This window comes from Streptomyces sp. NPDC025651 (assembly GCF_055558735.1).
The window spans coordinates 765571-786380 of record NZ_JBVHLZ010000003.1; the positions used below are offsets into that span (position 1 = coordinate 765571).

General features: G+C 72.7%; 22 protein-coding genes. 14 read left to right on the top strand and 8 right to left on the bottom strand.

The window, feature by feature from the left end; all coding sequences use genetic code 11:
* Window positions 1-195: 195 nt before the first annotated feature.
* Together ACZ4D5_RS15650 and ACZ4D5_RS15655 are read left to right on the top strand one after the other, a co-directional pair.
* Window positions 196-1116, top strand: coding sequence for a DeoR/GlpR family DNA-binding transcription regulator (locus tag ACZ4D5_RS15650; RefSeq protein ID WP_467772899.1), 921 nt, complete (start codon window positions 196-198; stop codon window positions 1114-1116).
* A 75-nt stretch (window positions 1117-1191) separates the two neighbouring features.
* Window positions 1192-1671, top strand: a complete 480-nt coding sequence (locus ACZ4D5_RS15655; RefSeq protein ID WP_467772900.1) for an SRPBCC family protein — start codon at window positions 1192-1194, stop codon at window positions 1669-1671.
* Between the two features lie 18 nt (window positions 1672-1689).
* Here the strand turns inward: ACZ4D5_RS15655 and cds1 are convergent, their stop codons facing one another.
* The gene (gene cds1, locus ACZ4D5_RS15660) at window positions 1690-2787 is read right to left on the bottom strand and encodes an L-cysteine desulfhydrase Cds1 (RefSeq protein WP_467773035.1); all 1098 of its coding nucleotides are present in this window, start codon (window positions 2785-2787) and stop codon (window positions 1690-1692) included.
* 327 nt (window positions 2788-3114) lie between these two features.
* Here cds1 and ACZ4D5_RS15665 point away from each other — a divergent pair, with 327 nt between their 5' ends.
* On the top strand, window positions 3115-3447 hold the full coding sequence (locus ACZ4D5_RS15665) for a hypothetical protein (protein ID WP_467772901.1): 333 nt from the start codon (window positions 3115-3117) through the stop codon (window positions 3445-3447).
* Between the two features lie 196 nt (window positions 3448-3643).
* Window positions 3644-4117, top strand: coding sequence for an ATP-binding protein (locus ACZ4D5_RS15670; protein WP_467772902.1), 474 nt, complete (start codon window positions 3644-3646; stop codon window positions 4115-4117).
* A gap of 65 nt (window positions 4118-4182) precedes the next feature.
* Here ACZ4D5_RS15670 and ACZ4D5_RS15675 read toward each other — a convergent pair whose 3' ends face one another.
* The 3 genes from ACZ4D5_RS15675 to ACZ4D5_RS15685 are packed head-to-tail and all read right to left on the bottom strand — an operon-like array spanning window position 4183 to window position 7888.
* A complete protein-coding gene (locus ACZ4D5_RS15675) occupies window positions 4183-6744 on the bottom strand; it encodes an ABC transporter permease (RefSeq protein WP_467773036.1) in 2562 nt (853 codons plus the stop codon).
* 14 nt (window positions 6745-6758) lie between these two features.
* Window positions 6759-7598, bottom strand: a complete 840-nt coding sequence (locus ACZ4D5_RS15680) for an ABC transporter ATP-binding protein (protein ID WP_467772903.1) — start codon at window positions 7596-7598, stop codon at window positions 6759-6761.
* Entirely contained in the window at window positions 7595-7888 is a 294-nt protein-coding gene (locus ACZ4D5_RS15685; RefSeq protein ID WP_467772904.1) for an SHOCT domain-containing protein, read from the bottom strand. Before ACZ4D5_RS15685 ends, ACZ4D5_RS15680 begins: the two co-directional genes overlap by 4 nt.
* Window positions 7889-8067: 179 nt before the next feature.
* On the opposite strand from ACZ4D5_RS15685, the gene ACZ4D5_RS15690 reads away from it, so the two are divergent.
* The 6 genes from ACZ4D5_RS15690 (at window position 8068) to ACZ4D5_RS15715 (ending at window position 12713) form a co-directional block, all read left to right on the top strand.
* Window positions 8068-8658, top strand: coding sequence for a TetR/AcrR family transcriptional regulator (locus ACZ4D5_RS15690; RefSeq protein WP_467772905.1), 591 nt, complete (start codon window positions 8068-8070; stop codon window positions 8656-8658).
* An 11-nt stretch (window positions 8659-8669) separates the two neighbouring features.
* Entirely contained in the window at window positions 8670-9065 is a 396-nt protein-coding gene (locus ACZ4D5_RS15695) for a (R)-mandelonitrile lyase (protein WP_467772906.1), read from the top strand.
* 23 nt (window positions 9066-9088) lie between these two features.
* Window positions 9089-9673, top strand: a complete 585-nt coding sequence (locus ACZ4D5_RS15700; RefSeq protein WP_467772907.1) for a DUF4865 family protein — start codon at window positions 9089-9091, stop codon at window positions 9671-9673.
* 17 nt (window positions 9674-9690) lie between these two features.
* Complete coding sequence (locus ACZ4D5_RS15705) at window positions 9691-10635, top strand: phosphotriesterase family protein (protein ID WP_467772908.1); 945 nt, start codon at window positions 9691-9693, stop codon at window positions 10633-10635.
* Between the two features lie 130 nt (window positions 10636-10765).
* Window positions 10766-11365: a TetR/AcrR family transcriptional regulator gene (locus tag ACZ4D5_RS15710; RefSeq protein WP_467772909.1), complete on the top strand. Its 600-nt coding sequence runs from the start codon at window positions 10766-10768 to the stop codon at window positions 11363-11365.
* 127 nt (window positions 11366-11492) lie between these two features.
* Window positions 11493-12713 (top strand): MFS transporter, encoded by a 1221-nt coding sequence (locus ACZ4D5_RS15715; RefSeq protein ID WP_467772910.1) that lies wholly within the window; start codon window positions 11493-11495, stop codon window positions 12711-12713.
* Here ACZ4D5_RS15715 and ACZ4D5_RS15720 read toward each other — a convergent pair.
* Window positions 12710-13942, bottom strand: a complete 1233-nt coding sequence (locus tag ACZ4D5_RS15720; RefSeq protein WP_467772911.1) for an ROK family protein — start codon at window positions 13940-13942, stop codon at window positions 12710-12712. The two genes, ACZ4D5_RS15715 and ACZ4D5_RS15720, sit on opposite strands and share 4 nt — an antisense overlap.
* Window positions 13943-14075: 133 nt before the next feature.
* On the opposite strand from ACZ4D5_RS15720, the gene ACZ4D5_RS15725 reads away from it, so the two are divergent.
* Both ACZ4D5_RS15725 and ACZ4D5_RS15730 read left to right on the top strand, forming a co-directional pair.
* Entirely contained in the window at window positions 14076-15350 is a 1275-nt protein-coding gene (locus ACZ4D5_RS15725; RefSeq protein ID WP_467772912.1) for an MFS transporter, read from the top strand.
* A 52-nt stretch (window positions 15351-15402) separates the two neighbouring features.
* Window positions 15403-16146 (top strand): maleylpyruvate isomerase family mycothiol-dependent enzyme, encoded by a 744-nt coding sequence (locus ACZ4D5_RS15730; RefSeq protein ID WP_467772913.1) that lies wholly within the window; start codon window positions 15403-15405, stop codon window positions 16144-16146.
* 117 nt (window positions 16147-16263) lie between these two features.
* Here ACZ4D5_RS15730 and ACZ4D5_RS15735 read toward each other — a convergent pair whose 3' ends face one another.
* Window positions 16264-16674, bottom strand: coding sequence for a MarR family winged helix-turn-helix transcriptional regulator (locus ACZ4D5_RS15735; protein WP_467772914.1), 411 nt, complete (start codon window positions 16672-16674; stop codon window positions 16264-16266).
* A gap of 89 nt (window positions 16675-16763) precedes the next feature.
* On the opposite strand from ACZ4D5_RS15735, the gene ACZ4D5_RS15740 reads away from it, so the two are divergent.
* Together ACZ4D5_RS15740 and ACZ4D5_RS15745 are read left to right on the top strand one after the other, a co-directional pair.
* Entirely contained in the window at window positions 16764-18272 is a 1509-nt protein-coding gene (locus ACZ4D5_RS15740) for an MFS transporter (protein ID WP_467772915.1), read from the top strand.
* 76 nt (window positions 18273-18348) lie between these two features.
* Entirely contained in the window at window positions 18349-18687 is a 339-nt protein-coding gene (locus tag ACZ4D5_RS15745; protein WP_467772916.1) for a DUF6332 family protein, read from the top strand.
* Here ACZ4D5_RS15745 and ACZ4D5_RS15750 read toward each other — a convergent pair.
* Both ACZ4D5_RS15750 and ACZ4D5_RS15755 read right to left on the bottom strand, forming a co-directional pair.
* Entirely contained in the window at window positions 18648-19313 is a 666-nt protein-coding gene (locus ACZ4D5_RS15750) for a response regulator (protein WP_467772917.1), read from the bottom strand. The two genes, ACZ4D5_RS15745 and ACZ4D5_RS15750, sit on opposite strands and share 40 nt — an antisense overlap.
* Window positions 19310-20701 carry a sensor histidine kinase gene (locus tag ACZ4D5_RS15755; protein ID WP_467773037.1) on the bottom strand — a complete coding sequence of 464 codons (1392 nt, stop codon included), beginning with the start codon at window positions 20699-20701 and terminating at the stop codon, window positions 19310-19312. The genes ACZ4D5_RS15750 and ACZ4D5_RS15755 overlap by 4 nt, the downstream gene beginning before the upstream one ends.
* Window positions 20702-20810 lie beyond the last annotated feature (109 nt).

A 20810-nucleotide genomic window follows, 5' to 3' on the forward strand; every position in this document is an offset into this window, starting at 1 on the left:
CCCCGACGCGCGTGGTGACGGGGACAAGGATCTCGGGTCCGGGCCTCCGGCGCACCCGTCGTCACGCAATCTCCCCGTTCCGGGCCGTGCGCGGCTCGCGGGCGGTGGCACGGCTGTCGGCGGCACATGCGAGGATGAGGCAGCGCGCCGGGCGGGCGCGACGGGGCGTGACGAGGCAGAAGGGCCGTACCGGGCGTGAGCGACAACCAGAACCTCCTCGCCGAGCAGCGCCGTGCCCTGATCCTCGACGAGGTGCGCCGCCGGGGCGGGGTCCGCGTCAACGAACTCACCCGGAAACTGGGCGTGTCCGACATGACGGTCCGCCGTGACCTCGACGCGCTGGCCCGCCAGGGCGTCCTGGAGAAGGTCCACGGCGGCGCGGTCCCGGTGGTCGAGGCGAGCACGCACGAGCCGGGGTTCGAGGCCAAGTCGGGCCTGGAGCTGACCGCCAAGGAGGACATCGCGCGGACCGCGGCATCCCTGGTGACACCCGGCACGGCGATCGCCCTGTCCGGGGGCACGACGACGTACGCGTTGGCGCACCACCTCCTGGACGTCCCGGACCTGACGGTCGTGACCAACTCCGTGCGCGTGGCGGACGTCTTCCACTCCGCGCAGCGCACCTCCGGGCAGCGCCAGGGCGCGGCGACGGTGGTCCTGACCGGTGGTGTGCGCACCCCCTCGGACTCACTGGTCGGTCCGGTCGCGGACCAGGCGATCGGGGCGCTCCACTTCGACGTGCTCTTCCTGGGAGTGCACGGCATATCGCTGGAGGCCGGCCTGTCGACGCCGAACCTCGCCGAGGCGGAGACGAACCGGCGCCTCGTGCAGTCCGCACGGCGCGTGGTGGTGGTCGCGGACCACACCAAGTGGGGGACGGTGGGCCTGAGTTCGTTCGCCACGCTCGCGCAGGTCGACACGCTGGTGACGGACGCGGGGCTGCCCCCGGAGGCGCGTTCGGAGATCTCCGAGCACCTGAACCGGCTGGTGGTCACGGGCGAGCGGGGGCCGGCCGAGGAGCCCGCGAGCACCGCCACGGACGCCGAGAGCATCGCCCGGGACGCCGACGGCTCCCTCGGCGGAGCCGCGAACCCCGAGGCCCGCACAGACATCTGACGCTCCGCCAGCTATGGTGACGGCGCCCGGTCGACCGCGACCGTCCCGTTCCGTCTCGCTGGGGGGAAGAGCTCGATGGCACGCCGACTGAGCCCTGTGGGGCTCGATTTCGTGGACTCCGCTCCGCTGCGCCTGGTCTTCGCGCGCGAGGTGAGCGCGTCCCCACAAGCCGTGTACCGCGCGCTCGCCGAGGACGTGGCGGGCTGGCCCCAGTGGTTCACCGCGGTCACCCTGTGCAGGCCGACGGACGGCGGCAGGGGCCGCGAGGTCCGCCTCAAGGGCGGCACCCGTTTCCAGGAGTCGATCCTCGCGTGCGACGAACCCGAGCGGTACGCCTACCGCGTCGACGCGACCAACGCGCCCGGACCGCGGGCTCTCGTCGAGGAGTGGCGGCTGGCCCCGGCCGGCACCGGCACCCGCGTGCAGTGGACGTTCGCGGCGGACGGCCCCGCGCCCTTCCGCGCCACGCTGCGGCTCGGCCGCGCGGGCCTCGACCGGGCGTTCCGCGACGCCGTCACGGGCCTCGACCGCAGGCTCGCCGAGGCCAGGGCCTAGGCCGGGGCCCGGGAGCCGCTACTCGGGCCAGGCCCCGGTCGTCAGGAGCGTGTCGATCGCCTGCCCGTACGGCGCGATGTCCAGGCCCTGTTCGGCCAGCCACGCGTCCGAGTAGTACTTGTCCAGATAGCGGTCGCCGCCGTCGCAGATGAGGGTGACGACGCTGCCGGTGCGGCCCTCGGCCACCATCTCGGCGACGATCTTCAGGGCGCTCCACAGGCCCGTCCCCGTCGAGCCGCCCGCCTTGCGGCCGATGGCCCGCTCCAGGGCGCGCACCGCGGCGACGGAGGCCGCGTCCGGCACCTTCATCATGCGGTCGATCGCGCCGGGCACGAAGCTCGGCTCCATGCGGGGCCTGCCGATCCCCTCGATGCGGGAGCCGCAGTCACTCGTCGCGTCCGGGTCGTTCTTCGTCCAGCCGTCGAAGAAACAGGAGTTCTCCGGGTCGGCGACACAGATGCGGGTGTCGTGCTGGTTGTAGTGCACGTAGCGCGCGATGGTCGCCGACGTGCCGCCGGTGCCGGCCGTGGCGACGATCCAGGCCGGGTCGGGGTAGCGCTCCAACCTCAGCTGCTGGAACATCGATTCGGCGATGTTGTTGTTGCCGCGCCAGTCCGTGGCCCGTTCCGCGTAGGTGAACTGGTCCATGTAGTGACCGCCGGTCTCGACGGCGAGGGCGGCCGACTCGGCGTACATCGTGCGCGAGTCGTCCACGAAGTGGCACCGGCCGCCATGGAATTCGATCAGTCGGCACTTCTCGGCGCTGGTCGTGCGCGGCATCACCGCGATGAAGGGCACCCCGATCAGCTTCGCGAAGTACGCCTCGGAGACGGCCGTCGAGCCGCTGGACGCCTCGATCACCGGGCGGCCTGGCCTGATCCAGCCGTTGCACAGGCCGTAGAGGAAGAGCGAGCGGGCGAGGCGGTGCTTGAGACTGCCGGTCGGGTGCGTCGACTCGTCCTTGAGGTACAGGTCGATGCCCCACCGCTCGGGCAGGGGGAAGCGCAGGAGGTGGGTGTCGGCCGAGCGGTTGGCGTCGGCCTGCACCTTTCGGACGGCTTCTTTCAGCCAGGCACGGTACTCCGCGTCGCTGTGGTCGACGTCGAGTGTGGGCATCGGCTGGTCGACTCGATCCTGCTGTGGGGTGCTCACCGCGGGGCTCCTTCGCGTCGTGCCGGACGCGATTCGACGCGGCCGTACACCTCGATCTTAAACACCCTCCGCACGCTTCTCACCTGCATAAACACACCTTTGAGCACCTCAAAGGCACTGCTGGCGCAGCGGTCGGGCAAGGGGCGGGGGCGGCCTCGGCGGCGGCCCTCACGACCTGGCGTGACGTCGCCATGCGCACTGGTGCTCGACGCCGCGTGCGTGCAGACTGCACCGCACGGGACGCCAGTCCCTGCGGACCGATTCACCGAAGCCACAAGGGGGCGAAGCGGCATGGCGGAGCCGGAGTTCACGGCAACAGGCGTGCGGATCGGGCGGCGTTTGCGCTCCCTCACGCGAGCGGGCCAGGTCCGCATCGCGGACGGCAGGCTGGAGTTGCTCACCAGCTACGGCAAGGAGATCGACAGCGCGCCGGTGCAGGCGGTGCGCACGGGCAAGCCGTGGTTCGCCGCGGACGACCGGGCCCTCGCCGAAGTCAACGGCACGCGCTACAGCCTCACCCTCGGCGAGCACGAACCGGGGCCCGGCGAGGCCGGGCCGCCGACGGTGCGCAGGTTCATCGAAGCGGTGCGCAGCGCCACGGAGCACCGTCGGCCGCAAGGCTGAGCGGGCGCCGCGGCACCGCGCGCGAGTTGCACGCACGCACCCCCTGGGTCACTCTGGTCTCACAACATCACTCTGGGTTAACCGGCGATGACGCTGCGAACCAGCCCGCCGGCCATACAGCAGGCGGCAGACCACGCGGCCCCTGCTGGATCCGAACGTCGTCTTCTTCCGGACCTCAATTCGGGGAGTCGCAGCCGTGATCAGCCAGCCAAGCAGGCATTGCACGGTAGAGCTCCAAGCCCTGCCGTCGCGGATCGGCCAGGTCCGCAGAATCGTCTCTGCGCAGTTGCGCTACTGGCATCTCGATCCGTTGATAGACCAGGCCGCCCTCGGCGTGACCGAGCTGCTCACCAACGTCCACCGGCATGCCGAGCCGGACAAGGTGTGCACGGTGGAGATCGAGCTGCTGCTCGACCGCCTCATGGTCTCCGTCCACGACCACGATCCCCGGCTGCCCCAGCTGCGTGACGCGGAGCCCTTCGCCACCTGTGGCCGCGGGCTCGCGATGGTCGCGGCGGTGAGCGAGAGCTGGGGCGTACGCCCACAGGGCGACGCGGGGAAGATCGTGTGGTTCACGCTCCCCGCACCGTCACCGGCGGTGGCCCTGCCCTCGTACCCCGTGTACGGGGCGATCGGAAAGACTCCCGCCCGGTCGGCCGTTGTCGGCTGACCGGGCGGTGACACGTTCCGTGCCCTGTCCTTCGTACGCGGCTTCGCACGTCGCCTCGCCGGGCGTCACTCGGCGGCGATGGCCCGCAGCACATCGAGGCGCGCCGCCCGCCGGGCCGGGCGCAGGCCCGCCAAGGCTCCCGCGGCCAGGCCCACCAGGGCGACCACCACGAGCTGCACCGGCGGCACGGCGAACGCGAAGTCGCTGTCGCTCGCGCCGTCCGACGCCCTGACGAGGACCCAGCCGAGGAAGCCGCCGAGCCCGAGCCCGCCCGCCGTGCCGAAGGCGGCGACGAGCACCGACTCCCAGCGGACCATGGCCCGCAGCTGCGCCCTGGTCTGTCCGACCGCGCGCAACAGGCCCAGTTCGCGGGTCCGTTCGTGGATCGCGAGGGTCAGTGTGTTGGCGATGCCGAGCAGGGCGATGAGCACCGCGAGGGCGAGCAGGGCGTAGATGAGGGTGAGCATCATGTCGATGCCGCTCGCCGACGACCGCGCGTACTCCTCACGGGTCTGCACGTCCGGATTGCCGTAGTCCTGCGCGGTCTTGGCCACCGCGGCCTTGCCCTCGGCCGTGCTCACGCCGTCCTTGAAGGTGACCGAGACCAGGCTGTCGGCGTCCTGCATGCGGTGCGGCGCCCAGGCCTCGCGGTCGATGACGTAGTCACCGGCGAGCTCCGAGCGGCCGAAGACGGCACGGACGGTGAACGTCTCCTTCTTGCCGTCGGCGAAGGCCAGTTCGGCCTTGGCGCCGACCTTCAGGTCCCGCTTCTCCGCCTCCGAGCGGGTGATCGCGATGCCGTCGTCGCCGAGCTCGTCGAGCGAGCCCTCCACCCTGCCGAGGTCGAAGGACCTCGCGAACGGCACCGGATCGGTGACGGTCAGGGCGCGGCCCTCGCCGTTGACCTCCGCGGCGCCCTTGCCGAGGCCCACGGCGGTCTCGACCTCCGGCCGCTCGGCGAGCGCCGGGGCCAGCTTCGGGCTGAGGCCGCTGCCGCCCGCGCCGAAGCCGGGGGTGCTCACCGCGACGTCGCCCGCGAAGGAGCGGCTGACGGTCTGGTCCATCGTGGCCTTCAGCGAGGCGCCGAAGACCGTGAAGAGGGAGACGACGGCGACGCCGACCATCAGCGCGCTCGCGGTGGCCGCGGTCCGCTTGGGGCTGCGCAGGGCGTTGCGCCGCGCGAGTCCGCCCGTGACACCGCGCAGCCGGTCCAGGGGCCCGCCGAGCAGGCGTACCGCACGCGTGGCGGCGACCGGGCCGAGCACCACGAAGGAGGCCAGGGCCAGGACCGCCCCCGCGCCGGCCGCCCAGACCGACGGGCTGACCAGGACGCCGATCAGGGCGAGCCCCACGGCGAGGAGCGCGAGTGCGGCGCCGGTGACGGCGCGGCCGCGCGAAGCCCCGGAGTGGTCGACCGCGGTCTCGCGCAGTGCGGCGAGCGGCGCGGTGCGCCCGGCCCGCACGGCGGGCAGCAGCGCGGAGCCCAGGCAGACCACGACACCGACGGCGAGCGGCAGGAGCATGGACAGCGCGCTGATCACCAAGTCGCCCTCGGGAAAGGGGAATCCGATGGCGGGGAAGAGTTCCTGCAGACCCGCCGCGATGCCGATGCCGCCCGCGAGGCCCGCGGCCGACGCCACCACGGCGACGACGCTCGCCTCGACGAGGGTCGACGCGGTGACCTGGCGACGCGAGGCGCCGAGCGCGCGGAGCAGCGCGTTCTCGCGGGTGCGCTGGGCGACGACGATCGCGAAGGTGTTGTGGATGCTGAAGGTGGCGACGAGCAGCGCCACGCCGGAGAAGACCAGCAGGAAACCGGTGAACAGGGACAGGAACTGCCCGGAGACGTTGTCCGTGTTCTCCGCCGCCGACGCCTCGCCGGTGATGGCCTCGACTCCCTTGGGGAGTACGGGAGTCAGCGCGTCGACGAGCTCCTGCTCGCTCACGCCGGGTCCCGCCCGCACCTGGATGGAGGAGGCCTCGCCGGGCTTCGGGGTGAGGTACTTCTCGGCGTCGGCCTGGGTCATGCCGGTGAAGGTGGTCTGCGCCATGCCGTCCTCGCCGCCGAAGGTCGCGAGGCCGACGATCTCCACCTCGACCGGGTCGGGGGTGCGCAGCGTCGTCGTGTCGCCGACCTCCAGGCCGCCGGACTTCGCGGCGCCGCGGTTGACGACGACCTCGCCGGACTTCGACGGGGCACGGCCTTCGGCGAGTTGGTACGCGTTCAGGTCGGCGTCGTCGATCCAGTTGCCGGCGAGCGTGGGCGGGCCCTGGCCGCCGATGGCCTCGCCGTCCTCGCCGAGGAGCTGGGCCGCGCCCTGGATGCTGGGCGCGGCGGCGGCCACCGCGTCGCTCTTCTCGATCGCCTTGACGAGGTCGGTGCCGACGGGCTTGCGGGTGCCCTGACCGTCGTCGGGCGTGGTGACGGTGTCGGCGCTGCGGACGACGGCGTCGGTGCCGCTCGTCGCGTTGCCGAACATCGTGTCGAAGCTCGCGCGCAGGGTGTCGCCCATGACGAGGGTGCCCGCCAGGAACGCGACGCCGAGCAGGACGGCGAGGAACGTACCGGCGAAGCGGCGCTTGTGGCCGCGCAGCGAGGACAGGCTCAGGCGCGCGGAGGCGCGCAGTGCACTCGGGGCGCTCATGACGACGCCTCCTTCCCCCGCGGCCGCGCGCCGGGCCCCGGGTCGGGCCGTGTGGCGGAGTGCGCGGCGGGCGGCCTCGTGTCCAGCGCCTTCATCCGGTCGAGGACCAGGTCCGCCGTCGGGGCCTCCATACGGTCCACGAGGCGGCCGTCGGCGAGGAAGACGACCTCGTCGGCGTGGGCGGCGGCCACCGGGTCGTGGGTGACCATGACGACGGTGCGGCCCATCCGGCGCACCGCCCTGCCGAGCAGGTTCAGCACCTCCTCGCCGGAGCGCGAGTCGAGGTTGCCGGTCGGCTCGTCGGCGAAGACGACGTCGGGCCGCCCGGCGAACGCCCGCGCCACGGCGACGCGTTGCTGCTGTCCGCCGGAGAGCTCGGAGGGTCGGTGGTGCAGCCGGTCGCGCAGCCCGACGACGTCGACGAGGGCGTCCGTCCACTCGTGGTCGCCGCGGATGCCCGCGAGGTCCATGGGCAGGGTGATGTTCTCGGCGACGGTCAGCGTCGGCACCAGGTTGAAGGCCTGGAAGACGAAGCCGACGCGGTCGCGGCGCAGCAGCGTCAGACGCCGGTCGTCCAGGGAGCCGAGCTCCGTGTCGCCGATGAAGGCGGCGCCGGAGGTGAGCGTGTCCAGGCCCGCCGCGCAGTGCATCAGCGTGGACTTGCCCGAGCCCGACGGGCCCATGATCGCGGTGAAGCGTCCGGCACGGAAGCCGACGCTCACCCCGTCCAGGGCCCGTACGGCGGTGTCCCCGCTGCCGTAGACCTTCACGGCGTCGGCGACGCGGGCCGCGTCCGTGTGCACGGTCCGGGTGGCCGGTCCGGTCGTGGTGTTCATGCCGCACCGCCCTTGGAGGCGTGGCCGAACTCCTCGTTGAGGACGGTCAGTCGGCGCCAGTACTCGTCCTCGTCGATCTCGCCGGAGGCGAAGCGGCGGCCGAGCACGGCGATGGGCGAGTTGTGGTCGACGGCGGCGGGGCCTTCGGCAGCGCGGAACGGGCCGCGGCGGCCGCGCCGGACGGTGCGGCGCAGCAGGGTGACCACGCCGATCACGACGGCCGCCCAGATCAGCGGGAAGAAGAGGATCCACGGGCCGGGCCCGCCGTCCCAGTGCGCCAGGGTCTGCATCGGAAGTCAGCTCCTTCGAAGCGATGTTTCTGCGACGCCTCCAAACTCGCCCCGGCAGAGCCCTCACGTCGTCGTACGGCCAGCGGCACCCCGCGTACCACCCCGGGAGTACACGCGGTGCACACGCCTGCTCCCGCGACCGGTGGATCTCTGTACCTACTAGTATGTACAGTGCGTGCATGAGCACTCCGGAGCGTCTGATCGAGTCCACCCGCGAGCTCCTGTGGGAGCGGGGTTACGTCGGCACGAGCCCCAAGGCCATCCAGCAGCACGCGGGCGCGGGGCAGGGCAGCATGTACCACCACTTCGCGGGCAAGCCCGACCTGGCGCTCGCGGCGATCCGGCGCACGGCGGACGAGATGCGCGCCACCGCCGAGGCGGTCCTCGGCGGCTCCGGGTCGGCGTACGAGCGCGTCGAGGCGTATCTGCTGCGCGAGCGCGACGTGCTGCGGGGCTGCCCGGTCGGGCGGCTCACCATGGACCCGGACGTCATCGCCAGCGACGAGCTGCGCGCGCCCGTCACCGAGACGCTCGACTGGCTGCGCGAGCGGCTCGCCGGGATCGTCGAGGAGGGCCGCGCGCGGGGCGAGTTCATCGCCTCGATCGACCCCCGGGAGACCGCTTCCGCGGTGGTCGCGACGGTGCAGGGCGGCTATGTCCTGGCCCGCTCGTCCGCGTCCCCCGCCGCGTTCGACGCCGCGGTGCGCGGTCTGCTCGCACTCCTCGCGGCCGCCCGCACCACCCCTCAGCCCCCCACCACCACGCGATAAGGATCCGTACGTTGCACATCACCCGGAACCGGCCCGACAGCGTGCGCGGCCCCGCCGAGCACTTCACCGGAGCCGTCTGGCTGGACGAGATCGCCGCGCCCGAACCCCCTTCCCGGCTGCGGATGTTCAGTGTCCACTTCACGCCGGGCGCCCGCACGGCCTGGCACCGCCACCCGCACGGCCAGGTCCTGCACGTCACCGAGGGCGAGGGGCTCGTGCAGCGGGAAGGGGGGCCGGTCGAGCCGATCCGGGCGGGCGACACCGTCTGGATCGAGCCCGGCGAGGCGCACTGGCACGGCGCGGGGCCGCGCACGTTCATGACACACCTGGCCGTGGTCGAGGCGGCCGAGGACGGGACGACCGCCGAATGGGGCGCCCTGGTCGACACCGAGACCTGCCCCGACTGAACCTGCGCCAACGGGAGTACACGATGCACGCCATGCAGTACGAGATCACCCTGCCCGCCGACTACGACATGGAGGTCATACGCCACCGCGTCGCGTCCAAGGGCCACCTTCTGGACGACTTCGCCGGGCTCGGCTTCAAGGCGTACCTGATGCGCGAGCGCGGCAGGGACGGCTCGCCCGTGAACCAGTACGCGCCGTTCTACCTGTGGAACACCGCGGAGGGCATGAACTCCTTCCTCTGGGGCCCCGGTTTCCGGGGGCTCTCCGACGACTTCGGGCGGCCCGAGGTGCAGCACTGGACGACCCTCGCGTACGAGGAAGGGAGCGCGGCCGGAGCCGTGCCGCGCACGGCCGTGCGTCGCCGCCACCGCATTCCGGCACCGGCGCCCCTGCCGGAACTGGCGGCCGAACTCGCCTCGGAGGCCGCGAGGCTGGCCCGTCAGGACGGAGCGGTGAGCGCCATGGTGGCCATCGATCCTCGTATCTGGGAGGCGGTGCACTTCTCGCTCTGGGAGCACGAGGCGCCCACGGAGGCCGACGACGTCTTCCAGGTGCTGCACGTGTCGGCACCGGAGCGCGAGAAGCTGCCGCGCGGGCGGCAGTGGTGACACGGCCCGAGCCCGCGATGTCCCCGAGCGCCGTGCGGACGGTACTCGGGGACGTCGTCCCGACGGAGCTCGGCGTCTGCGACGCCCACGACCACCTCTTCCTCCGCAGTCCTCAACTGCCGGGCCAGGAGCTGGACTCGGCACAGGCGGCGGCGGACGAGCTTGCGGCGTTTCGTGCGGCGGGCGGACAGAGCGTGGTGCAGTGGACACCGCACGGCATGGGGCGGCGCGCCGAGTTCCTGCCGGAACTGTCGAGGGCCACGGGGGTGCACCTGGTCGCGGCGACGGGACTGCACCAAGCCGCGCACTACACAGGGGAGTTCCTCGACCGGCTCCGCACCATCGGAGCCATCGGAGCCATCGGCGCCTTCGACCTCGCGGGTCTCTTCATCCGCGAACTCACGGAAGGCATCGGGCAGTCGGGGGTGCGGGCCGGGCTGATCAAGGTCGCGGGCGGTTTCCACGGGCTCGACGCCCACGCCCGCCGGACGATGACGGCGGCGGCCGAGGCGCACCACGCGACGGGCGCGACGATCGCCGTCCACCTGGAGCTGGGCACCGGCGCACCGGACGTACTCGACCTGCTCTGCGGCGAGTTGGCGGTTCCTCCGCACCGAGTGGTCCTCGGCCACCTCAACCGCTCCCCCGACCTCACCGCCCACCTCCAGGCGGCGCGGTCCGGCGCGTACCTGGCCTTCGACGGGCCCTCGCGCGCGAACCACGCCACGGACTGGCGCATGCCGGACGCCGTCCACGCCCTGGCCGAGGCGGGCTTCGCCGACCGCCTCCTCCTCGGCGGCGACACGACGACGTCGACCGCACGGTCGGTGAACGGCGGCCCCGGCATGCCGCACCTGCTCCACAGGGTCCGCCCCCGCCTGGAGCTCGCGGTGGGCGCGGAGACGGTGACGCGCATCCTGACGGTGAACCCGGGGCGGGCGTTCGGGGTGGAGTGGGCCTAGCCCTCGGGGGAGGCGGCGCGGCACCAGCACCAGCACCAGCACCGGCACCGGCACCGGCACCGGCACCGGCACCGGCACCGGCACCGAAGAGATATTGCACCGTGCGTTCCAAAACCTGTACGGTACCGACATGGCCCGACCGAGGACTTTCGACGAGGAGCGGGCCCTGGACGCGGCGATGCATGCCTTCTGGGCGAACGGCTACGAGGCCACCTCGACCCAGGACCTGTGCGAAGCCACCGGCCTGGGCCGCAGCAGCATTTACAACACGTTCAGCAGCAAGCACGACCTGTTCCGGCGGGCCCTCACCCGCTACATGGACACCATGAACGCCGGCCAGATCGAGATCCTGGAGGATGCCGGGCGGACGGCGACGGAGCGGATCCGCGCCCTGCTCGTCCGCGTCATCGACGGCGAGTTCGAGCACCGCCACAACGGCCACAGCATCGGCTGCCTCACGGTCAACACGACCGTCGAACTCGCCGGGCGCGACCCCGAGGCCGCCGCAATGCTGGAGCGCGACCTCGCGACGCGCCTCACCGCGCTGCGCGCCGCGATCCTGGCCGGGCAGAGCGACGGCGACATCACCTCGAAGCGGGACCCGGACACCCTCGCCCGGTACGTCAACGCCGTCATCGGCGGCATGCGCGTCTCCGCGCAGGGCGGCGCCGACCGCGCCACCCTGGAAGGCATCGCCGAGACCACCCTTGACACGTTGACGGCCCGGTAGCCTTCCGCGCCCGACGCCACCCCCTCCCCAGGTGCGCCTCTTCGCTCTTCGCACCACCTCGCGCCTCTCCATGCCCTTTTTTTGTACTGATCCATCCAATACTCGCGCACGACAGGAGCCCACCCCCATGCCTCGCGCCGTATACGTACTGGCCCTCGGCATCTTCGCCATGGTGACCAGTGAATTCGTGGTCGCAGGACTGATGCCGCAGATGGCCGAGGGACTGGACGCCACCATTCCCGAGATCGGCTACCTCATCACCGCGTTCGCCGCGGCGATGGCCCTCGGCGGCCCGGTCCTCACCGTCACCCTGCTGAGGATGCGTCAGAAGTCGGCCCTCATGGTGCTGTTCGGCATCTTCCTCACGGGCAACGTGCTCGCCGCCCTCGCCCCCGACTACCGCACCATGCTGGTGGCCCGCCTGCTCACCGGCGCCGCCTCACAGGCCTTCTTCGGCGTCGCCATCTCGCTCGGCTCGGGCATCACCCGGCCCGAAGTGCGGGGCCGCGCCGTGGCGGTGGTGCTCAACGGGCTGATGCTGGGCACGCTGCTCGGCCTGCCGCTCGCCACCGTCATCGGTGAACACCTGGGCTGGCGCGCCGCGTTCTGGGCCATCACCCTCCTGACCGTGCTCGCCGCCCTCGCCACGCTCGCCGGCGTGCCGAGCGCCGACGGCACGGCCTCCCAGAGCGGCGACCTCCGCCAGGAACTGGGCGCCTTCCGCAACCCGCGCCTGTGGCTGGTCCTGACCACCAGCACGTTCATCATCGGCGCCACGTTCGCCGCCTTCAGCTACCTCAACCCGATCCTCACCGAGATCACGGGCTTCTCCACCGGGACCGTCCCGCTCCTGCTCATCGCGTACGGCGCCGCCACCGTCATCGGCAACACGGTCGTCGGCAGGCTGGCCGACCGCCATGCCGTCCCCGTACTCCTGACGGGCCTCGCGCTGAACCTGGCCTTCCTCGTCGGCTTCGCGCTCCTCGCCCAACTGACCGTCCCCGCCGTCGTGTTCATGCTGGGCATCGGCCTGGTCGGCGTCACGATGAACCCGGCCATGGCGATCCGCGTCCAGCGCACCGGCAACGCGCGGCCGCTGGTGAACACCGTCCACTCGTCCTTCATCACCCTCGGCATCATCATCGCCACGTCCGTCGGCGGCCCCGCCATCGACCGCTTCGGCCTGCGGGCGCCGCTGTGGATCGGCGCGGGACTCGCCGTGCTCGGCCTCCTCACGCTGGTGCCCGACCTGGCCCGCCGCCGGGCCGGATCGGCCACGGCCACCGCCCCGCGTGAGCGTGCCGAGACGGCGGACAAGGCCACGGACGAAGTGGTCCAGCCCGTCTAACCCAGCGCCCCCAGGGGGTCGTCGAGCACCGGCTGCCAGGCCAGCTCGGCGGCCCCCACCAGGCTGTTGTGGTCCAGCGTGCAGGCGAGGATCGGCACGCCGCCGCTGCGCCCCCACAGGCTGCGGTCCGCGACGACGGCCCGCAGCCGCTCGGGATCCGCCTCCAGCAGGGCGCGGTGCAGACCGCCCAGGATGATCCGGTCCGGATTGAGGATGTTGACCAGGCCCGCGAGCCCCAGGCCGAGCCGGTCGATCAGCGCCTCGGCGGCGGAGCGCACGGCCGGGTCACCGTACGCGCCGCGGAGCAGTTCGCGGGCCTGCACGAGCAGCCCCTCGGGACCCGGCTCGTGCCCGGCCGCCGCGAGGAAGGCGAGGGGGTCCGTCTCGACGTCCAGGCAGCCCCGGCTGCCGCAGTGGCAGGGGCGCCCCTCGGGGTTCACGACGACGTGGCCGACCTCCAGGGCGAGACCCGAACTCCCGGTGTGCAGGCGGCCGTCGAGGACCAGCGCGCCGCCGACACCCCGGTGCCCGGTCGCCACGCACAGCAGGTCCCTGGCGCCACGGCCCGCGCCGTGGCGGTGCTCGGCGAGCGCGGCGAGGTTCACGTCGTTGCCCGCGAAGGCCGGACCCTCGATGCCCGCGTCGCGCACGCACGCGGCGAAGATCTCCCTGACGTGGGCGCCCGCGGGCCACGCCAGGTGCAGCGGGTTGAGGGCGGTGCCCTCCGGCTCGGCCACCGCGGACGGCACGGCGAGGCCCGCGCCCACACAGCGCCTGCCCGTCTCGCGCAGCAGCCGCGCTCCCGCGTCCACGACGGCACCGAGGACCTGCGCGGGGTCGGCGTCGACGGTCTCACAGCCCGGCGCGGTCGCCACGATGCGCCCGCCGATGCCGACCAGCGCGGCCCGGAACCCGTCGGCGTGCACCTGCGCGGCGAGCGCCACCGGGCCCGACTCGGCGACGGAGAGCCGGTGCGACGGCCTGCCCTGCGAACCGGCCGCGGCGCTCGGCTTCGCGTCGATCCGGATCAGCCCGAGCGCCTCCAGCTCGGCGGCGACGGCGCCCGCCGTGGCACGCGTTACACCCAGCTCGGCGGTGAGCACGGCACGGGTCGGCGCGCGCCCGGTGTGGACCAGTTCGAGCGCGGGCCCCAACGCGCCGCGCCCTCGCTCCAGGCGGGTACGCGTGGTCACTTCCCCCTCGGCACGGGGGTCAGCCTTGCCGTTCATGAGGGCGAGTCTCCCATGATCCGTAGACGGCATCGCCGTTCACCCGTCATCCGTCCGTTCCTCCCCGAGCCAGTCCCGTGCGTCCGACAGCACCGTCTTGTACGCGGCCCGCGCGCACCCCTACTCTGACTTTGTGCCGCTACGAAACAAAATCGGGACCGCAGCGCCGCGGTCCGCCCCGCCCGGCCTCCGCGGGCTCCGCATCACCCTCACCGTCTTCTTCGCCCTCGACGGCTTCGTCTTCGCCGGGTGGGTCGCCCGCATCCCCGCCATCAAGGACCAGACCAGCGCCTCGGCCGGCGAACTCGGGCTCGCCCTGCTCGCGGTCTCGGCCGGGGCGGTGGTCACCATGACGCTCACCGGACGGCTCTGCGGGCGCTACGGCAGCATTCCGATGACCGTGGCCTTCGGGGTGCTGCTCCCTCTGAGCGTCGCGCTGCCCCCGCTGACGGACTCGGTTCTCGTCCTCGGTCTTGTGCTGCTGTTCTTCGGCGCCTCGTACGGCGGCATCGGCGTCGCGATGAACAGCGCCGCCGTGGATCTGGTGCGCGCGCTGAACCGGCCCGTGATGCCCGGCTTCCACGCGGCGTTCAGCCTGGGCGGGATGCTCGGTGCGGGGCTCGGCGGCCTGGTCGCCGCCCACCTCTCCCCCACCCGCCATCTGCTCGGCGTCACCGTCCTCGGCCTGACGGTCACCGCGGTGACGGCGCCCGCGCTGCTGCGGCACGCGGCCTCCTCGTACGTACCGGAATCCGTCGACGTACGAGGGCCCGCCGGCGCACGAGAATCCGTTGCCGCGCGAGAATCCGCCGACACCCGTGCGGAGCCCGGCCGTTCAGGCCGCGTGGAGCGCCGCACGCGAGGGCTCGTGCTGGTCTTCGGGCTCATCGCGCTGTGCACCGCCTACGGCGAGGGCGCCATCGCCGACTGGGTTCCGCTCCACCTGGAGGAGGACCTGCACACGCACCCGGGCGTCGCCGCCGCGGGGTACTCGTGCTTCGCCTTCGCCATGACCATCGGCAGGCTCTCCGGCACCGCGCTCCTCGAACGGCTCGGCGGGACCCGCACGGTGGTGGGCGGCGGCGCGACGGCGTGCGCCGGGATGCTGCTCGGCGCGCTCGCCCCGTCGGCCGGGCTCGCCCTCGCCGGTCTCGTCGTCACCGGGCTCGGCCTGGCCAACATCTTCCCCGTGGCGGTGGAACGCGCGGGTGCGCTCTCCGGGCCCGACGGGGTCGCCACCGCGTCGACGCTCGGCTACGGCGGCATGCTCGTCGGGCCGCCGCTGATCGGCTTCATGGCGGACTGGTACTCGCTGCCCGCGGCGCTGACGAGCGTCGCGCTGCTCGCCGCCGTCGCCGCGCTCATCGGCTTCGCGACACGGCGTACGGAGCGTACGGAAACGGTCTGACATCACGCGGAGGTTCCGGTTCCAGCGCGCGCGATCGGACACAATCTCCCGCATGGAGATTTCCGAGCACATTCAAGTAGTGGACAGGGAAGGCCAGTTGCTCGCCCGCGCCGCCGAGGAGGCCGGACCCGACACCAAGGTTCCGACCTGTCCGGAGTGGCAGGTGCGGGACCTGTTGCGGCACACCGGGATGGTGCACCGCTGGGCCACGGCGTTCGTCGCGGAGCGGCGCACCTCGTACCGACTCGGCGGTGAACTGCCCGACCTGGACGGGGACGCGCTCGTCGACTGGTTCCGCGAGGGGCACGCCACGCTCGTCGAGACGCTCACCACCGCGCCGCCCGACGTCGAGTGCTGGGCGTTCCTGCCCTCCCCCTCGCCGCTGGCCTTCTGGGCGCGGCGGCAGGCGAACGAGACGACGGTCCACCGGGTGGACGCCGAGTCCGCGCGGGGCGACGCGCTGTCGCCGATCGGCACCGCGTCGGCCGTGGACGGCATCGAGGAGTTGCTGCTCGGCTTCCACGCCCGCGAGAAGAGCCGGGTGCGCAGCGACGTGCCGCGCGTGCTGCGCGTACGCACCACCGACGCGGCGCAGGAGTGGAGTTGGACCGTGCGCCTCTCCGACGGGCCGCCGGTCGCGGAGCGCGGCGCGACGGCGCCGGCCGACTGCGAGGTGTCGGGGCAGGCGGCCCGGCTCTATCTGGCGCTGTGGAACCGGCTGCCGTTTCCCGAGGTGACGGGCGACGCGTCGCTGGCCGCGCTGTGGCGGGAGAGGTCGGCGATCGTCATGCGCTGACGGTCGATCGTCAGGCGTCGGCGGTCGATCGTCAGGCACCAGCGGCCGCTCGCCCTGCGCCGGCGGTCGGCCCTGCGCCGGCGGTCGGCCCGAGCCTCACCGGCTGCGTCCGGGCACTCAGGCGTCGCACTCGCCGGGGCCGTCGAGCATCCGTTTGAGGACCGCCCGCTGCAAGGGCCGCACCTCGCGGTGCAGGGCGCGCCCCTTGTCGGTCAGCGAGACACGCACGCCCCGCCGGTCCTCGCTGCACATGCCGCGCTCCACGAGGCCGTCCTTCTCCAGGCGCCCGATGAGGCGGGAGAGCGCGCTCTGGCTCAGATGGACCTGCGCGGAGATCTCCTGCACGCGGAACGTACAGCCGCCGTCGTCCGACGAGCCCTCCGCGAGGACGTCGAGCACCTCGAAGTCGCTCGCGCCCAGGCCGTGCGGATGCAGCTCGCGGTCGAGCTCGCACAACGTGCGCGCATGCACCGCGAGGATGCCCCGCCACTGATCCACGAGCCCCTGCTCGGCCGTTTTCGCCGCCATGACACCGCACGTTAGCAGAGATTCACCTGTTTGTTGCACCGTCATTAAATGCACTTGCATCCAATGCATGTGCATGTACCTTACTCCTCATGACTTCTCCGCTCACAGCTGCCTCCACGTCCCCGGAGCGCTGGACCCCGCGCCTGTGGGGCACTCTGCTGGTGCTCTGCGCCGCGATGTTCCTCGACGCGCTCGACGTGTCGATGGTCGGTGTCGCCCTGCCCTCCATCGGCTCCGAACTGGACCTCTCCACCTCGACCCTGCAGTGGGTCGTCAGCGGCTACATCCTCGGCTACGGAGGACTGCTGCTCCTCGGCGGACGGGCCGCCGACCTGCTCGGCCGCCGCCGGGTCTTCCTCATCGCGCTCGCCGTCTTCGCGCTCGCCTCGCTGCTCGGCGGATTCGTCGGCTCCGGGCCGCTGCTCATCGCCAGCCGCTTCATCAAGGGGCTGAGCGCCGCGTTCACCGCACCCGCGGGTCTGTCCATCATCACCACGACGTTCGCCGAGGGCCCGGTCCGCAACCGCGCGCTCACCATCTACACCACCTGCGCCGCCACCGGCTTCTCCATGGGCCTCGTCCTGTCAGGACTGCTCACCGAGGCCAGCTGGCGCCTGACCATGCTGCTGCCCGCGCCGATCGCGCTCCTCGCGCTGATCGCCGGCATCAGGCTGATCCCGCGCAGCGCCCGCGAGGAGAACAAGGGCGGCTACGACGTGCCGGGCGCCGTCACCGGCACGGCGGCCATGCTGCTCCTCGTCTTCACCGTGGTGGAAGCCCCCGAGGTGGGCTGGGCCTCGGCCCGCACCCTCCTGTCGTTCCTCGTCGCGGCCGCCCTGCTCGCCGTCTTCGTACGCATCGAACTGCGCACCGCGAGCCCGCTGATCCGCCTCGGCGTGCTGCGCTCGGGGCCCCAACTGCGGGCCCATCTGGGCGCGATGACGTTCTTCGGCGGATACGTCTCCTTCCAGTTCCTGGCCACGCAGTACTTCCAGTCGCTGCTCGGCTGGTCCGCCCTTCAGACCGCGCTCGCCTTCCTGCCCGCGGGCGCGCTCGTCGCCCTGTCGTCGACGAAGGTCGGCTCGGTCATCGACCGCTTCGGCACGCCGCGCGTCATCGTGGTCGGCTTCGTGCTGCTCGTCGCCTCGTACGTGCTGTTCCTGCGGATCAGCCTGACTCCGGCGTACGCGTCCGTGGTGCTGCCGTCCATGATCCTGCTCGGCTTCGCGTGCGCCCTGGTCTTCCCCTCGCTCAACATCCAGGCCACCAACGGCGTGCACGACGACGAGCAGGGCATGGTCTCCGGGCTGCTCAACACCTCGATCCAGGTAGGCGGCGCGATCTTCCTCGCCGTCGTCACGGCCGTGGTCACCGCCTCCTCCCACGACGGGGACTCCTCGCCGCAGGCCGTCCTGGACAGCTTCCGGCCCGGCCTGATCGTGGTGACGTCGATCGCGGTCGCCGGACTCCTCATCACCCTGACGGGGCTGCGTTCGCGGCGTACACAGGAGACGGTCGTCGTCGCCAGGTCCGCACCCGAGGAGGTGGCGGAGCAGGAGAAGGTGGCGGAGCAGAAGAAGGTGGCCGTCCGCGACTGACCGGTCCGGTCCCCAACACGCCGCCCCCGCCGGGACGTTGCTTGCCCGGCGGGGGCTCGCGCCCGACACTGGGCGGATGGGGCGCAGGACGCAGGCCGAGCGCGACGCGAACACCGTGGAGATCGGCTATGCCCTGGTCGTCGCGACGGGGCTCGCGGCCGCCGTGTTCGTGGCCGTCTCCGCGCCCGCCGACTTCTTCGGCGTGACGTCGCCCTCGAAGGGCCTGCTGCACCGGGCGGGCGCCGTCGCCGCGGCGGTCGTCTTCGTCGCCGCCGTGGTGACGGTCCTGCTGCGGCACCGCCGGGCGGCGGGCCTCGCGCGTCGGCGCCGCGCGTACGATCAGCCCAGCCGGTCCGGCCGCCGCGGCACGTCCGCTCAGCCCAGCCAGCCCGGCCGCACCAGGCCCGACTCGTAGGCCAGGACGACCAGTTGGGCCCGGTCGCGGGCACCCAGCTTCACCATGGCCCTGCTCACGTGCGTCTTCGCGGTGAGAGGGCTGACGACCAGGCGGCGGGCGATCTCCTCGTTCGACAGGCCGATGCCGACCAGGGCCATCACCTCCCGTTCCCGCTCGGTGAGTTCACCGAGGGAGTCGGCGGCCGCGGGCTCCTTGGACCGGGCCGCGAACTCGGCGATGAGACGGCGGGTCACGCCCGGCGAGAGCAGCGCGTCTCCCTCGACCACCGCCCTTACCGCGCGCAGCAGTTCGTCCGGCTCGGTGTCCTTGACGAGGAAGCCCGAGGCGCCCGAGCGGATCGCCTCGAAGACGTACTCGTCGAGTTCGAAGGTGGTGAGCATGACGACCTTCACGCCGTCCAGGCCGGGCTCGTCGGTGATCCTGCGCGTGGCGGCGAGCCCGTCGAGCAGCGGCATCCGGATGTCCATCAGGACCACGTCGGGGCGCAGCTCCCGCACCATCCGCACCGCTTCCTCGCCGTCCGCGGCCTCCCCTGCCACCGCGATGTCCGGCTGGGCGTCGAGGAGCGCCTTGAACCCGGCCCTGACCAGGGACTGGTCGTCGGCGAGCAGTACGCGGATCACTGGTCCTCCCGAGGTGCGGTGCGGGCCTTGGCACCGCTGCCGCCCGGCGGCAGGGGCAGCACGGCGGTCACGCGGAAGCCGCCGTCCGGGCGCGGGCCCGCCTCGATCGTGCCATCAAGGGCCGCGGCGCGCTCCCGCATCCCGGCAAGTCCGTTGCCGCTGCCGCCCGCGTCCGCGCCGGTGGCGGGCCCGTCGTCGTCGACGCGCAGGGCGAGGGCGGCCGGTTCGTAGTGCACGAGCACGCGCGCGTGGCGTGATCCGGAGTGGCGCACGACGTTCGTCAGCGCCTCCTGGACGATGCGGAACGCGGCGAGGTCCGTGCCGGGCGGCACCTTCGCACGGGTGCCTTCGGTGGTGACGTCGACGGTCAGGCCCGTGCTCTTCGCCTGTTCGACGAGTTCGGGCAGGCGGTCGAGGCCGGGCGCGGGCGCGCGGGGCGCGTCGCCCGGGGCCCGCAGGGTGTCGAGGACCTGGCGCACCTCCCCCAGCGCCTCCTTGCTCGCGGCCTTGATGGTGGTCAGCGCGGTGCGGGCCTGTTCGGGGTCGGAGTCGAGCAGGGCGAGGCCCACGCCCGCCTGGACGTTGATGACGGAGATGCTGTGCGCGAGGACGTCGTGCAGTTCACGCGCCATCCGCAGCCGCTCCTCGTCCGCGCGCCGCCGGGCCGCCTGCGCCCGCTCGGCACGCTCCTTGACCCACTGTTCGCGGCGCAGACGGCCGAGTTCGGAGACGGCGACGATCGCCACGACCCAGACGGCGACCACGAGTTCCTCGCCCCAGGAGCGGACGGCGCCGTCGTCGCCGGGCGGCAGCCGGCGGTAGAGCCAGTGCGCGATCAGCAGATGCCCCGCCCAGAGCACACCGACCGCTCCCCAGGCCGCGCGCCGGTGCCCCGCGACGACGGCCGCGAAGCAGCTCACGGCGATGGCCAGGAAGATCGGCCCGTACGGGAATCCGGCACCGATGTAGACCAGCGTGGCCGCGGCGGCCGTGTAGGCGACGAGGACGGGGTGGCGGTGGCGCAGCAGGAGGACCGCCGTGGCCAGGAGGAGCAGCACCCTGCCGAAGACGTCGAGGTCCACTCGGCCCGGCTGGCCGTGCTCCGCGAAACTGGAGCCGATCTGCACGAAGGCGGTGAGCGCGAGCGTCGTGAGCCAGGGCAGGCGAGGGTCCGTGCGGTCTGCGGGCGCGGGGTTTCCGGGGGCCTCGGGACTTCCGGGGTTTCCGGGGTTTCCGGGGTTTCCGGCGGCCTCGGCGCCTCCGGAGGCCTCGGCGCCTCCGGGGTTCCAGTTCCCTGCGTTCCAGTTCCAGGGGTTCCGGTTCCAGGGGCTCCAGTTCCACCAGGGCGGGCCGCCCGTGCCCGGCCTGCGTTCGCGCCGCTCGTCCATGACGGTCACGCTAGACGCCGGGCGGCGGCCGGGGCGTCCGACGGGCGTGGCGATCACGCGTACTCCTGCGGTAGTACACGGCACTGGCGCGGTCGGCTCAGGCTGAGCA

What these genes read in the sequence shown, in the direction of transcription:
- ACZ4D5_RS15655 (WP_467772900.1), top strand. Translation starts at nt 1,192, where the DNA reads ATGGCACGCCGACTGAGCCCTGTGGGGCTCGATTTCGTGGACTCCGCT.
- cds1 (WP_467773035.1), bottom strand. Translation starts at nt 2,787, where the DNA reads ATGCCCACACTCGACGTCGACCACAGCGACGCGGAGTACCGTGCCTGG.
- ACZ4D5_RS15665 (WP_467772901.1), top strand. Translation starts at nt 3,115, where the DNA reads ATGGCGGAGCCGGAGTTCACGGCAACAGGCGTGCGGATCGGGCGGCGT.
- ACZ4D5_RS15680 (WP_467772903.1), bottom strand. Translation starts at nt 7,598, where the DNA reads ATGAACACCACGACCGGACCGGCCACCCGGACCGTGCACACGGACGCG.
- ACZ4D5_RS15685 (WP_467772904.1), bottom strand. Translation starts at nt 7,888, where the DNA reads ATGCAGACCCTGGCGCACTGGGACGGCGGGCCCGGCCCGTGGATCCTC.
- ACZ4D5_RS15690 (WP_467772905.1), top strand. Translation starts at nt 8,068, where the DNA reads ATGAGCACTCCGGAGCGTCTGATCGAGTCCACCCGCGAGCTCCTGTGG.
- ACZ4D5_RS15700 (WP_467772907.1), top strand. Translation starts at nt 9,089, where the DNA reads ATGCACGCCATGCAGTACGAGATCACCCTGCCCGCCGACTACGACATG.
- ACZ4D5_RS15705 (WP_467772908.1), top strand. Translation starts at nt 9,691, where the DNA reads ATGTCCCCGAGCGCCGTGCGGACGGTACTCGGGGACGTCGTCCCGACG.
- ACZ4D5_RS15710 (WP_467772909.1), top strand. Translation starts at nt 10,766, where the DNA reads ATGGCCCGACCGAGGACTTTCGACGAGGAGCGGGCCCTGGACGCGGCG.
- ACZ4D5_RS15715 (WP_467772910.1), top strand. Translation starts at nt 11,493, where the DNA reads ATGCCTCGCGCCGTATACGTACTGGCCCTCGGCATCTTCGCCATGGTG.
- ACZ4D5_RS15720 (WP_467772911.1), bottom strand. Translation starts at nt 13,942, where the DNA reads ATGAACGGCAAGGCTGACCCCCGTGCCGAGGGGGAAGTGACCACGCGT.
- ACZ4D5_RS15730 (WP_467772913.1), top strand. Translation starts at nt 15,403, where the DNA reads ATGGAGATTTCCGAGCACATTCAAGTAGTGGACAGGGAAGGCCAGTTG.
- ACZ4D5_RS15735 (WP_467772914.1), bottom strand. Translation starts at nt 16,674, where the DNA reads ATGGCGGCGAAAACGGCCGAGCAGGGGCTCGTGGATCAGTGGCGGGGC.
- ACZ4D5_RS15740 (WP_467772915.1), top strand. Translation starts at nt 16,764, where the DNA reads ATGACTTCTCCGCTCACAGCTGCCTCCACGTCCCCGGAGCGCTGGACC.
- ACZ4D5_RS15745 (WP_467772916.1), top strand. Translation starts at nt 18,349, where the DNA reads ATGGGGCGCAGGACGCAGGCCGAGCGCGACGCGAACACCGTGGAGATC.
- ACZ4D5_RS15755 (WP_467773037.1), bottom strand. Translation starts at nt 20,701, where the DNA reads ATGGACGAGCGGCGCGAACGCAGGCCGGGCACGGGCGGCCCGCCCTGG.